Here is a 13,529-nt window from a genome sequence, read left to right on the forward strand (position 1 = left end):
GAAGGCGAGCAGATGATCAATGAAAAAATGGGACAAGTCAGCTTCGGACAAGCATTCAAAGATTTCTTCAAGGGGTATGTGGATTTTCGCGGCCGCTCGACTAGAGCCGGCTATTGGTGGATGCAGCTGTGGTTGATCCCATTGTGGATTGGCTTGGGCGCATGGGCGCTGATCAAAATATTCGTAGATTTGATCAGGCAATTTCAAGGTGCCCATGTGAGCAGCTATCTGCCGCTGGTCATCACGCTTGCGGTCTTTGGGGTCGGCTTATTTCTCCCCACATTAGCGTTGCAGATTCGGCGTTATCGCGATGTCGGTTTGCGTGGGCGCGGGAGTTTAGTCTTGTGGTTGATCACTGATGCGATCGAAGCGTTGCGCTATTTTGCGCTGATGCGGCAGCTCCAAGCGGCAACGGTGTTTCGTGACCCCAACTTGTTAGCACCAGCTGGCAGCCGCGGGGTTGAGGTAGTGCTGACGGTGATCATGATTGGGATCAGCGGTTTTTTCTTCGTGTTAACGCTGCTTCCAAGCGATGTCATGACCACAACCAGCACCAATCGCTTCGTGCGCTTTTTTATTCGCGGCAAGCAGGTTGCGTCAGCAGCGGGCTAAACGAATACCAAAAATTGCACCCACTTGATCATGGTGAACTGCAAAAACGCCGGCGTCTCCTTTGAGGGGACGTCGGCGTTTTTAGTTGAAGCGGCAAATTCGTCATGATCACGCATGTGTGGCTAAGATCTGCTTGGCACGGGCGACTTCTTTTTCAACGTTAGCCACTGCGGTGCCGCCTAGACTGGTCCGGCGATTAACGGCGGCTTCACTGGTTAAGTCGGTATAAACATCAGCTTCGATTTGGGGTGCGGCTTTTTGCAAATCAGCTAAACTCATGTCTTGCAAGCTTTGGCCGGATTGGATCCCTTTGAGGACCAACTCACCAACGATTTCATGGGCTTGCCGGAATGGCACGCCTTTGGTTGCCAAGTAATCTGCAAGTTCAGTCGCATTGGAAAAGTCTTTGATCGTGGCATCATGCATTTTTTCTGGATGAACGGTCAATGATTCTAGCATCCCAGAGAAGATATGGACACAACCTAAAACCGTATCATAGGCGTCGAAAATCGGTTCCTTGTCTTCTTGCATGTCCTTGTTGTAGGCCAAAGGTAAGGACTTCATGGTCGTCAACAAGCCCATGAGATCGCCATAGACCCGGCCAGTTTTGCCACGAGTCAATTCGGCAAAATCCGCATTTTTCTTTTGCGGCATGATCGAGCTGCCAGTCGAAAAGGCATCCGACATTTCGATGTAATTAAACTCATAGGTACACCAGAGGATCAGCTCTTCAGCCAAACGTGAGAGATGTTGCATCAAGATCGCGGCATTGCTGAGAAATTCTAAGGCAAAATCACGGTCTGAAACCGCGTCTAATGAGTTGTGATAAACCGCATCAAAGTCGAGTTGCTCAGCGACAAATTCCCGATCGATCGGAAACGTCGTGCCGGCTAACGCAGCTGCTCCTAACGGCAACATATCGGTATGCTTTTGGGTGAAAGTAAACCGTTCATAATCTCGCTGGAACATCTCGAAGTACGCCAGCAAATAATGCCCATAAGTGATCGGCTGGGCATGTTGCATGTGCGTGTACCCTGGCATGATCGTGCCCGCATGCGCGTCAGCTTGTGCAACTAAGACACTTTGTAAATCAGAAAGAGCTGATTTTAACGCAGGCAGGCGGTGTTTGAGCCATAAATGCAGATCCGTAGCGACTTGATCGTTGCGACTGCGAGCGGTATGCAATTTACCGGCGACTGGGCCGATCAGATCCGTGAGCATGCTTTCAAGGTTCAAATGAATATCTTCATTAGCGATCGTGAAATGCAACTCGCCGGCCTCTAATTTTTGTTGGAGTTGATGCAAGCCTGCGGTAATGGCGTCGGCGTCCGCTTGCGGAATGATGCCGGTTTTGCCCAACATCGCGACATGAGCCAAGGAACCTTCGAGGTCTTCGTGTGCCATTTGCTGGTCGAAGCTGATCGAGGCACCAAACTTATCGACCCATGCTGCCGCCTTTTGGGTGAAGCGACCGCCCCATAACTTATCCGTCATTATTTTGTGACCTTTTCTTCAGAGTGGACGTGGTTGACTTGTTCATAAACGGTTGCCGGTAAGGTCCATAGCTTGATGAAGCCGGCAGCTGCTTCTTGATCGAAGGAATCAGCGCTGGTGTAGGTGGCCAAGTTCTCATCGTACAAGGAGTTTTCAGACTTGCGGGCCACTGCGGTGACATTGCCTTTGTATAACTTCATTTTGATGACACCGTTGACGTTCTTTTGGGTTTCATCAACGAAAGCCATCAACGCGTCAAACAACGGGGTGATCCACTTAGCTTCATAGATCATGTTGGTGATCTGTTGTTCGATCAATGGCTTGTAGTGGGCAATGTCCCGCTCCAAGGTGAGGTTTTCCAGTTCATGGTGCGCCGTCATGATCACAGCGGCACCAGGGGCTTCATAAACTTCACGGGACTTGATACCAACCATCCGGTTTTCGATCTTATCGATCCGGCCAATACCGTTGTCACCGGCGACTTTGTTCAAAGTCTTGATCAAAGTTGCTAACGGCATTGCCGTGCCATCGATCGCGACTGGGAGCCCTTTTTCGAAGGTGAGATCCAGGTAGGTGGCTTCATCAGGCGCTTCTTCTGGAGAAACGCTCATGCCCCAAGCGTCATCAGGCGCTTGGTTCCAAGGATTTTCGAGGATACCGGCTTCGTTGGCCCGGCCCCAAAGGTTGCAGTCAATGGAGTAAGGGGACTTCTTGCCGATCGGGACTGGGACATCGTGATCTTTGGCATAATCGATTTCTTCTTCACGCGACCAGTGGAAGTCCCGGATCGGCGCTTCGATCTTCATGTCAGGGTCTAAAGCGTGGATGGCTGCTTCAAAACGCACTTGGTCGTTGCCTTTGCCAGTAGAGCCATGGGCGATCGCAGTCGCACCATGGTCGTGGGCGATCTTGACGAGATGTTCGATGATCAAAGGCCGGCTCAAGGCGGATACTAACGGATAGTCGCCTTCGTACAAGGCGTTGGCTTTGATGACCGGCGCCACATATTTGTCGGCAAATTCATCTTGGGCGTCGATCGCGTATGATTCAGAAGCGCCAACTTGCAGCGCCTTTTTTTGGATGAAGTCCATATCTGCGCCTGGCTGGCCCACATTCAAGCACACGGCGATGATCTCATCATAGCCTTTGTCTTTTAACCAAGGAATAGCTACTGAAGTATCCAAACCACCGGAATAAGCCAAAACGATTTTTTCAGTCATAATAGAAGTCCTCCTAGAGATTAGTTGCATGGATGCAATGATTAACACAGTGAATATGACGCGTTCGTTAGTTCATGCGCCGTTCGACGACGCCTAAAGCCCGCGTGAGAATGAAGGTCATGGCGAAGTAGATCAACGCCACGATCATCATTGGGAAGAACGGCTGGAACGATGCACCTTGCACCGTTGAGCCTTCAAACATCAGCTCGCTAGCCCCGATCACAGATAAGACGGAGCTTTCCTTGATGTCGGTCACAAATTCGTTGCCTAATGCCGGCCAGATGTTCTTGATGGCTTGCGGCAAGACCACGTATTGCGTGGTTTGCTTGCTGGACAAGCCAAGCGAACGGGCTGCTTCGGTTTGGCCGATTGGGACAGAGTTTAATCCCGAGCGGATGATCTCGGCGACATAAGCACCGGAGTTGATTCCCATAGCAATTGCCCCGGCAGTAAATGCGCTTAAGCTGAGGCCTAACACTTGCGTCCCGAAAAAGACGATGAACGCTTGTACCATTAAAGGTGTGCCGCGAATGAATTCAACATACACCGCACCAACAGCCTTGAGGATCCAGATCTTGCTGCGGCGCATCAAGGCGAGGATCGTGCCTAAAATGGTCCCGGCAATGACCGTCAAGAAGGCGAACAGCAAGGTGTTCAAAGCCCCTTTGACAAAGTAGTTGCCATATTTGTGCCAGAACCCATCAGATTGGTTTTGCAACGTGTAGGCTTGATTCAGGTATTTCTTCCACAAACCTTGTTTCTTCATTGAGTTGATCGAGCCATTGATCTGGTTGGTCAACGCCGTGTCGCCTTTAGGCAAAGCGACCACGGTTGGGGATGCGGAAGTGGCAAAGTGCGGATCGATCATGGTCAAGCTCTTATTTTTTTGCACGTAAGCGCCGGCGATGATCGAACTCATGACCCCGGCATCTAATTTGTTATAAGACACTTGGGCGACCACATCATTGGCTTTTTGTAAGCTGTGGATCTTGGCTCCGGGCAGTTGAGCTTTGGCGATCGCTTCTTGGGTGGTTTGTTTTTGCGCCCCGACGGTTGCCCCTTCAAAGTCGGCAACGTTTTTGTATTTCTTCTTATCCGCTTTGCGGATCACCACGATCTGCTTTTCGTACATATAGGGCTTGGAAAAGTTTACCTGTTTGGCACGCTCTGGTGTTTTGGACATCCCTGAGATGACCATATCGACTTTGCCGGTTTTCAAAGCGCCGATCAAAGCGTCAAAACCCATTTCCTTGATCTGTAATTTGACCCCGGCATCTTTGGCGATCTTCTTAGCCAAAGAAACGTCGGCACCAACGATCTTATCTTCACCATTGACGGTCGCATGAAATTCTAGCGGCGCGTAATCGGCGGATAGGCCGACGGTGATATAGCCGCGGTCTTTGATCGCTTGTAAGCGGCTGGTGGCCGCATCTACTGGATGCGCGACGCCGGCGACGATGAATGCCAATCCGGCGATGAGGGCGAATGCCCACCGTTTCATTTTTCCCATATCCTGCCAACTCCTAAAAGTGAATTTTTATTGAATATATACCCAATTGGCGGAATATGCAAGCTTTTTGAGAAAATATACAAAAATTATTCAGTTCGATATGGTTGCAAAAATGCGGCTATATAGTGGTAGAACTGCTCATTGTCTTTGACATAAGATGAATGCGTCGCATTAGGGACAATCCGTAAAATCGAAGTGGGGATCCCACTGGCGATCGCGACGGTTTCTTCTTTTTTGATCACGTCTTTGGCCCCAGCGATGACAAACGCTTGGGCACTGATGCGGCTCAAGGTGGTGATATCGATGTGCGGTTCATTCAGCATCAGCGCCAACTTAGGATCAGGATGCCGCCAGTTGGCTAATTTCACTCCGATGCGGCTGGTGAACTTGACCCCTTCTGGCGTGAGGTTGCCGCCTGCCAAGACGATTTTGTGCACTTGTGCTGGCCGTTGACTCGCCACTAACATCGTGACGACCGCCCCATCTGAAAAACCGACTAAGTTCAAGTCATGCAAATGCAAGGCGTCAGCAAACGCCATCACGTCATCTGCCATCAATTGATACGATAACGGCAGGCCGTGTTGACTCTGACCATGATCACGGCTGTCCAGCGCATACACCGTGTAGTCACGGGCAAGTTTTGGAATCATGTCTGTAAAGAGACTATGGTCTTCGCCATTGCCATGTAACAGCAGCAGCGGTTGGCCGTGACCGGTTTGCGTGTAGAATAAACGAATTTGATTAACGGTGATTTCCATGCGGTTTCCTCCATAAATCCCTCTAGATTTCTATTGTACGCCTTTGCCATAGGCGCGCAAAAGGGCTGATCAGATCATCAGCTGCATCCGGTACAAGGCGCATTGGCTGGATTTAGGCGCGCTTTTGCCGGTACGGGCAGAAACCGGTATAATAGAGACAATAAAGCCGAGGAGGGCCTATACTATATGGCAAAAAAGATCCTGGTGGTTGATGATGAAAAACCCATCTCTGATATCGTAAAATTTAATTTAACTAAAGAAGGTTATGCTGTTGTCACGGCTTATGACGGTGAAGAAGCACTAGCTAAAGTCGAGGAGGAAAATCCCGATTTGATCTTGCTGGATCTGATGCTGCCGAAGATCGACGGTTTGGAAGTGGCGCGGCAAGTACGCAAAGACCACGACACCCCGATCATCATGTTGACCGCTAAGGATTCAGAGATCGATAAGGTCTTAGGGTTGGAAATGGGTGCGGATGACTATGTGACCAAGCCATTTTCCAATCGTGAATTAGTGGCGCGGGTCAAGGCCAATTTACGCCGGCAAACCGCCAATGCCCAGGCACAAGAGCCTGATGATGAGAACAAAGATCTAACCGTTGGTGATTTAACGATCCATCCAGATGCCTATACCGTTTCAAAACGCGGTGAAAAAATCGAGTTGACGAACCGTGAATTTGAACTGTTGCACTATCTCGCCCGGCATCTGGGCCAAGTGATGACCCGTGAGCATCTGCTCCAAACGGTTTGGGGCTATGATTATTTCGGTGACGTGCGGACCGTTGATGTGACGGTGCGGCGGTTGCGGGAGAAGATTGAAGACAGTCCCTCACATCCTGAGTGGCTCGTCACCCGGCGCGGGGTTGGCTATTACCTGCGCAATCCAGATGCAGAATAGCATCTTTTCACAGGAGTAATCATGAACAAAAAGATCCGCTTTTTTTCATCGATCCATTTTAAAATCGCGCTGGTGTTTATCCTGTTACTGTTGGTAACTGTGGAGCTCATTGGCGCGTATTTTGTGCGCTCGTTGGAACAGCAAAATGTTGAAACGTTCAAGACAAGCTTAAATGTGGATACCTATATTCAAAATAAGCTAGGTGCTGACTTGATGCGTACCGACACCAGTGCGGCCAATGCCGACATCAAAACCACGATCAATCAAGCGGAGATCACCAATACCGCTGAGTTGCAGGTGGTGGATGCCAAAGGGACGATCCGCGCTAATTCAAACATCAATGATCAGTCAGACATTGGCCAAAAGTCGGCGTCTGGTAACGTTAAGTCGGTGTTATATAACGGCCAGATCTTTGAAGGCTTCCAGTATGGAGATAACACAGGCTCCACTTATACCAAGATCATTCCGCTGAAAAACCCGAATGCCACAGGTGACGGCAGCTCCGTGATCGGTGCGATCGTGATCAGTGCATCGATGGACTCAGTTTATGCCAATATCAATAAGATCGTGCGGATCTTCTTGATCGCCAGTCTTGTGGCGGTGGTCTTAGGCACCTTGATCTCGATCGCGATCTCGCGGGCGATCACCCGGCCGATCGACGAAATGAAAAAGCAAGCGATCCGGATGGCCCGTGGGGATTATTCTGGGCAAGTGCGCATTCACGGGCAAGACGAACTTGGCCAATTAGCCGTTGCTGTCAACAACTTGTCGGTACGGGTCGAAGAGGCACAAGAAGCTAGTGAAGCCGAACGGCGGCGATTAGATTCAGTTTTAGCCCACATGACAGATGGGGTCATCGCCACTGATCGCCGTGGCAATGTGATCATCATCAATGAAACTGCGCTAGATATGTTAAGTACGCGCAACGAAGATGTCATTGGCTTATCTATCTTGAAGTTGTTGAATATCGCCAAAGACTACACGTTGCGCGATTTACTCGAAAGCCAACAGGAGCTGTTGCTGGATTTTTCAGAGCAAGCTGATCATGATTTGATCTTGCGCGTGGACTTTTCATTGATCCAACGTGAAACTGGCTTTATTTCCGGCTTGGTTGCCGTGTTACATGATGTCACTGAGCAACAAAAGAATGAACGGGAACGCCGCGAATTTGTGTCTAATGTGTCGCATGAGTTGCGCACCCCTTTGACGTCGATGCGCAGTTATATCGAGGCGCTGTCCGATGGGGCATGGCAAGATCCAGAAATCGCACCGCAGTTTTTGAAAGTGACACAAGAAGAAACGGATCGGATGATCCGAATGATCAATGACTTGCTGAGTCTGTCGCGAATGGATTCTGGCACCAGCAAGATCGAATTGGAGACGATCAACCTCAATGAGTTCTTCAACTATATCCTGGACCGCTTTGATATGATGCTTAAAACCGACAACGAAAGTGCTGGGAATGACAATAATCGGGTCCAACCGCTGCCATCCAGCCGCAAGAAGCGCTATACGATTCGGCGCGAGATCACTAAACGCGATTTATGGGTCGAAGTGGACCAAGACAAATTCATGCAAGTGATCGATAATATCATGAATAATGCGATCAAGTATTCTCCTGAAGGCGGGGTGATCACCGCGCGGCTGGTTGAAACGCATAATCACGTGATCCTATCGATCACCGATCAAGGCTTAGGGATTCCGCGCAAGGATATCAACAAAGTCTTTGATCGGTTCTATCGGGTCGATAAAGCCCGTTCTCGCCAACAAGGCGGGACCGGATTAGGGTTGGCTATTTCCAAGGAAGTTGTTGAAGCATTGGGTGGGCGCATTTGGGTCGACTCTCAAGAAGGAAAAGGCTCAACGTTTTACATCTCTTTGCCATATGAGCCGCTAGAGGAAGGGGATGACTGGGATGAAGCTTAGTGGGTGGTTATTACGAGTCGCCTTGATCGCCATGATCGCAGTATCGTTAGTCTTCACCTGGTTGATCTGGCAAAACCCTTCACGTTTAGGACACCAAGAAGCTACTGTCACCACCAAGCGGAAAGAAGATCCGGATGTGGCTAAAAATGCCGGGATCGTTTTTTCGCCGACGACCGTATATTATCAGCACGAAAATCAAAAAACCTGGTTGTTTTCGCCAGATGACAACGTTGCACTTAACGTCCGCAATGCGATCCATTCTTGGCGATTAGGGTCGGTCACCAATGGCGGCAAGCTCACGACCAGCGAGTATAACGCGTTGCTTAGTACCAATGACAGCCTACAGCTGTTGTACTCAGACCAAATGGCGTATCAGACCTTCAACGCACACTTTTTCACCAAAAAAGCGACGGCCACGAATGCGGACTTTACCTTTAACCGGCTGTTATTGTCTTTGAGTGGGCATAGTGACCAGTTAGTGTTCATTAACGATGCCAATCGGACGATCCACACCGGCAAGCTCACGCATGGCCAATTGGCGGCATTGCAACGCTTGATCAACAAAGCCGCAATCACTGGCAAATCCGTCACTGAGCGTCGGTTAGCCAACGGCCGGCAGATCCCGATCTTTACCGACAACGTTGCACTGCAACCATACGTCTACTTGTTAGATCAGCAAAGTGCCAACCACTATGTGTCCTTGTTGATGCCAGCCACAGCTGCCAGCTCAGTAGATGCGCGGGAAATCGGGGCAGATACGGTGTACACGGCGGGAACGGATTATCGCTTGACATTAGATACAGATACGGATGTCTTACAATTTGACGATACCGGAACCGCTACCCCAGCCAAAAGCCTAGCCACTAACTTGAATAAGGCTTATGCCGCATTAGGGTCGTTAAATTTGTTAGGGCTCAATAGCATGCGCTATGCGCATTATCATAGTGCGACTAAAACGGTGACGTATCGTTCATATGCCCAAGGATTACCAATTTTTAACCAAGACTATTACGGGCGGGTGACCGTGGCGAACACGAGTAATGGCCAGCAGATGTTTTTTTCCACCAATAATTTGACCGTGCCGATCCCCACGGATCAAAACGCCACCACTTTACCGCCGACGCAGGCCGTCTTTGATCAGCTGCAAGCCAGTGGGTATAATGCGGACACGATCGAAGATATCACCCTTGGCTATTATTGGGCTAAGCAAGATGAAAACTCGCAGGTGGTCAATTTGACGCCGACGTATTTCGTTGAGATCGGTGGCAAATACCGCCGTTATGATCAGTGGCCGCGCCTAAATGCCGCCGCCAAAAAAGCTAATACTGCGCCGACTGCGGCGCAAGAGTAGGAGGGCAACATGGATTTTAGACGGATCGAGTGGATCTTTTTGATCGTCTTCGTGGGCCTGAATATATTCTTAGGGATCAGCTTCTTTCAAAGTCAAGAAGTGGATCAAGCCGTCAGCGAGTCGACCAATAGTGAGATCGTTGCGGATATTCAACGCGATCAGATCAAGCTGCCGCAATTAAGTACCAAAACACCTACCGGAGGCTATTTGGCCTCGCAAGCCAACAACGTCTTAATGAATAATCGCTCACAATTAGTTGATATCGACACAACGATCACGAATAACAGTACCTTGCACGCCACCTTGCGCGCGCCGCTGCCAGTGAAAAAAGACAAAGCGGTGGCGACATTGAAGGCTTGGATGCAAGCACCTGAGCACGTTTTGTATGGTCGTCATTATCAGTATGCCGAAAGTTTGTCGAGTGGGAATCATTATGTCTTTAGTCAACAGATCCAAGGTCATAAGATCTATGATCGCCGGGCGCAGATTACGTTTTCAGTTGCCAATGGCAAGCTGACCGGCTATACGCAGACTTATATTGCTAAGATGTCCGTATTGAAAAGCAATGTTGAGCTTACGTCAGCGCAAGAAGCAGTATTGACGTTATATAAAGACAATGAACTAGCCAATAATGCCAAGGTCGAATGGGTAGAGCTGGCTTACAACTACTTGCTTGATACTAAAGGCAGTACGGTTTATGTTCCGACTTGGTTCGTCGGCGTCGAAAACCAAGGCGCTAAGAGTGTGACCATTAAGAAACTTAACGCGATCACTAAGACCGTCGTGAAAGAAAGAGACTAAGATTAATGTGGTGAGAGCGTTCCGTTAAGTATTGAAGTTGCGATACTTAACGGAACTTTCTTTTTGTGCGGGGCTCTGAATCGGCGCTGTTGTAAATGGTTGTTGGCCCAATGCCGATCTAGCGTGTGTGCTTGGTGGCAGCCACAAAAGCCATGCCGCATACGATGGTGGGGGTTTTGTGGTAGGATTAAGGCAATAAGAAGAATTGTCCGGCTCACGTGGTTTTGGTGGGTGTGGACGTATAGAAGGGGAGCAGCAGTTTGACGGAAGATTTTGGCATGCGCGTCAGTGTTTTAGCCAGCTCAAGTTCGGGCAATGAAACGTATATTGAGACGCCAAGTCACAAGGTGTTAGTCGATGCAGGCTTTTCAGGAAAAAAATTGGCGGCGATGATGCAAAGCATTGGGCGTGATCTGGCTGATGTGGATAGTCTATTTTTGACTCATGAACATTCAGATCATAGCAAAGGCGTCGGTGTATTGACTCGGCGGTATCCGGGAATGACTTTGTATGCCAATCAGCGCACGTTAGAGGCCTTGCCTGCAAGTATTGGGAAGTTATCGGCTCAACAAGTGAAACTTTTTGAACCAGGAGAAACCATGAGCTTAGGGGATCTTGATATCGAAAGTTTTGGGGTTTCACATGATGCTGCGCAGGCGCAATTTTATCAGTTCCATCATGACGATAAAGCATTCGCGATCTTAACGGATACCGGCTATGTTTCTGATCGCGTCGCTGGGACCATTCGGGATGCGGATGCTTTGGTGATGGAATGCAATCATGACCTTGAAATGCTACGGATGGGGCCTTATCCGTGGCCATTGAAACAACGTATTTTAAGTGATACCGGCCATTTATCCAATGAAGATGGCGCCAATGCGATCATGGATGTGATCGGAACGCGGACTAAACGCGTTTACTTAGGCCATTTATCCCCGCATAACAATATGAAAGAGTTGGCCCACTTAACCGTGGCCAGCATGTTAAAAGAGCAAGGTTTAGGCGTCGGTCGAGATTTTGATGTTTATGATACGGACCCGGCTGTTGCCGATCCGATGTTTACAGTCGGGGCCTAGCATCTTCTTTGGTGCCTACTGACAAGGCAGGTATAATAAGGTTAAGACCAAGCGGGTGTGAGCCGGCGGCGGTACTTAGGTATCGTCGCCGGCTTGTTTTTCCGGTCTTATCCGCGGAATATTCATAATTTCATCAAATACTGTCAGTAGTATTAAGACTGTCAATAAGGATCGTAGTCGAGGAGGATCAGACATGGATAATCAATCTCACAATTTTCAGGAGCAAGAACCTGGAAAGCCAACCAAAAAAAAGAATAACCTGAAGCAAACTGCGATTGTCGCAGTTGTGGCGGCAGTTATTGGTGGTGGCGTTGGTGGCGGAGCTGCTTATTGGGGACTCAAGGCTGCTAACAGTGCTGATCTTGGGGTTGCGTCCACAACACAAAAATCTGGTACGACGCAGGTTTCGAATGTCTCTGTTAACGAAAGCAGTGCCAGTTCGGCGGCGTTTGCTAAAGTGAAAAAATCAGTAGTTTCCGTGGTCAATTTGCAAAAGGCCCAAAGTACCAGCAGCGGGTTGGATGATTTTGGCGATTTCTTTGGGGAATCAGGGAACTCGAATTCAAATGGCAACAGTGCTAATTCCGGCTCCTCCAGCTCAGATCTAGAAGAATACAGTGAAGGTTCTGGGGTCATTTATCAAAAGAAAGACGGCAAGGCTTATATTGTCACGAATAATCATGTGGTATCCGGTTCGGATGCTTTGGAAGTGATCTTGAGTGATGGCACCAAGTTGACTGCAACCAAAGTGGGGACCGATGAAACTAGCGATTTGGCCGTATTGTCTATCGATGGCAGCAAGATCTCAACAGTGGCTAGTTTCGGAGATTCAAGTAAGTTGAATGCTGGGCAAACCGTCTTAGCGATCGGCTCGCCGTTAGGGTCGCAATACGCCACTTCAGTCACGCAAGGGATCGTCAGTGCTACGAATCGGACCGTTGACGTGACCGATGAAAATACTGGCCAAACCACGGGTCAAGCCACGGTCATCCAAACTGATGCCGCGATCAATTCCGGTAATTCTGGTGGCCCGCTGATCAACTTGTCAGGCCAAGTTATTGGGATCAATTCAATGAAGTTATCTGGGTCGACCAGTTCGGATTCTGCCACGATTGAAGGGATGGGTTTTGCGATCCCAAGTGATGAAGTTGTGTCGATCATCAATCAGCTGGTCGCTAATGGGAAGGTCGTGCGGCCGGCATTAGGCGTTGAAGTGCGTGATTTATCTAGTGTGACTGCCTCCCAGCAAAAGTCCGTCTTAAAATTGCCAACCACGGTGACAGATGGCGCCGTTTTGGCCGGCTTTACCAGCGGCAGTATCGCTAAAACGGCTGGTTTAAAGCAATATGATGTGATCGTGGGCATCGATTCAGACACCGTGACTGGCGTCGCAGACTTGCGCACGGCACTATATAAGCATCAAGTTGGCGATACGGTGAAAATCACCTATTACCATGAAGGTGAGAAAAAGACGGTCAATGTGAAGCTAAGTGAGACCACAGCAAGCAATAGTACCTCTGATCAAAGCAACAGTAATTAAGGCAATGCCAGTGGCAATGCCTATACAGCGCCTTGGAACCGCGATTCCTTTATTGGATCGTGGGTTCAAGGCGTTTTTTGCAGTCAGGGATGGCGAGCAAACGATTAATGTCCAAGGCGTTTTTGACCAGAATGTTCAGCTCTGAGTTGTCAAGTGTGGATAGTGATTGGGCATAACTGCGGACCAATTCTGTGGATAACTCTGTGGATAGTGTTCATAACTACGATTTGCGCATGTGGAGCAATTTTAAATCAGCCTGTGCACAACCTGTGGATAAAAAAATAATCGATTCATGCGAACGTCTGTACGCGCATGGGGCCCAAGGGATACGCCGCTTACAAAAT

Annotated in this window: 11 protein-coding genes; 7 read left to right on the forward strand and 4 right to left on the reverse strand. The window is 49.1% G+C overall.

The window, feature by feature from the left end:
• The first annotated feature begins 12 nt into the window (after positions 1–12).
• A complete protein-coding gene (locus tag EKM91_RS05820; protein WP_125751196.1) occupies positions 13–612 on the forward strand; it encodes a DUF805 domain-containing protein in 600 nt (199 codons plus the stop codon).
• Positions 613–720: 108 nt separating this feature from the next.
• Here EKM91_RS05820 and argH read toward each other — a convergent pair whose 3' ends face one another.
• The 4 genes from argH to EKM91_RS05840 all read right to left on the reverse strand — a co-directional run bounded on the left by argH (position 721) and on the right by EKM91_RS05840 (position 5,594).
• Positions 721–2,106 (reverse strand): argininosuccinate lyase, encoded by a 1,386-nt coding sequence (gene argH, locus EKM91_RS05825; protein WP_125751199.1) that lies wholly within the window; start codon positions 2,104–2,106, stop codon positions 721–723.
• On the reverse strand, positions 2,106–3,326 hold the full coding sequence (locus EKM91_RS05830; protein ID WP_125751202.1) for an argininosuccinate synthase: 1,221 nt from the start codon (positions 3,324–3,326) through the stop codon (positions 2,106–2,108). Before EKM91_RS05830 ends, argH begins: the two co-directional genes overlap by 1 nt.
• Before the next feature lie 67 nt (positions 3,327–3,393).
• The gene (locus tag EKM91_RS05835) at positions 3,394–4,836 is read right to left on the reverse strand and encodes an ABC transporter substrate-binding protein/permease (protein ID WP_125751205.1); all 1,443 of its coding nucleotides are present in this window, start codon (positions 4,834–4,836) and stop codon (positions 3,394–3,396) included.
• Positions 4,837–4,922: 86 nt separating this feature from the next.
• Positions 4,923–5,594: an alpha/beta fold hydrolase gene (locus tag EKM91_RS05840; RefSeq protein WP_125751208.1), complete on the reverse strand. Its 672-nt coding sequence runs from the start codon at positions 5,592–5,594 to the stop codon at positions 4,923–4,925.
• Positions 5,595–5,780: 186 nt separating this feature from the next.
• Between EKM91_RS05840 and yycF the strand changes: the two genes are divergently transcribed.
• The 6 genes from yycF to EKM91_RS05870 all read left to right on the forward strand — a co-directional run bounded on the left by yycF (position 5,781) and on the right by EKM91_RS05870 (position 13,185).
• Positions 5,781–6,491, forward strand: coding sequence for a response regulator YycF (gene yycF / locus EKM91_RS05845; protein WP_125751211.1), 711 nt, complete (start codon positions 5,781–5,783; stop codon positions 6,489–6,491).
• Between the two features lie 21 nt (positions 6,492–6,512).
• The gene (walK, locus tag EKM91_RS05850) at positions 6,513–8,417 is read left to right on the forward strand and encodes a cell wall metabolism sensor histidine kinase WalK (RefSeq protein WP_125751214.1); all 1,905 of its coding nucleotides are present in this window, start codon (positions 6,513–6,515) and stop codon (positions 8,415–8,417) included.
• Positions 8,407–9,768, forward strand: coding sequence for a YycH family regulatory protein (locus EKM91_RS05855; RefSeq protein WP_164508476.1), 1,362 nt, complete (start codon positions 8,407–8,409; stop codon positions 9,766–9,768). The genes walK and EKM91_RS05855 overlap by 11 nt, the downstream gene beginning before the upstream one ends.
• 9 nt (positions 9,769–9,777) lie before the next feature.
• A complete protein-coding gene (locus EKM91_RS05860) occupies positions 9,778–10,569 on the forward strand; it encodes a two-component system regulatory protein YycI (protein WP_125751220.1) in 792 nt (263 codons plus the stop codon).
• Positions 10,570–10,847: 278 nt separating this feature from the next.
• Entirely contained in the window at positions 10,848–11,645 is a 798-nt protein-coding gene (locus EKM91_RS05865) for an MBL fold metallo-hydrolase (RefSeq protein WP_125751388.1), read from the forward strand.
• A 193-nt stretch (positions 11,646–11,838) separates the two neighbouring features.
• Positions 11,839–13,185, forward strand: a complete 1,347-nt coding sequence (locus EKM91_RS05870) for a S1C family serine protease (protein ID WP_125751223.1) — start codon at positions 11,839–11,841, stop codon at positions 13,183–13,185.
• Positions 13,186–13,529: the final 344 nt, after the last annotated feature.

Origin of the sequence: Lacticaseibacillus baoqingensis (genome assembly GCF_003946165.1) — a bacterium.
GTDB classification, from domain to species: Bacteria; Bacillota; Bacilli; order Lactobacillales; family Lactobacillaceae; genus Lacticaseibacillus; species Lacticaseibacillus baoqingensis.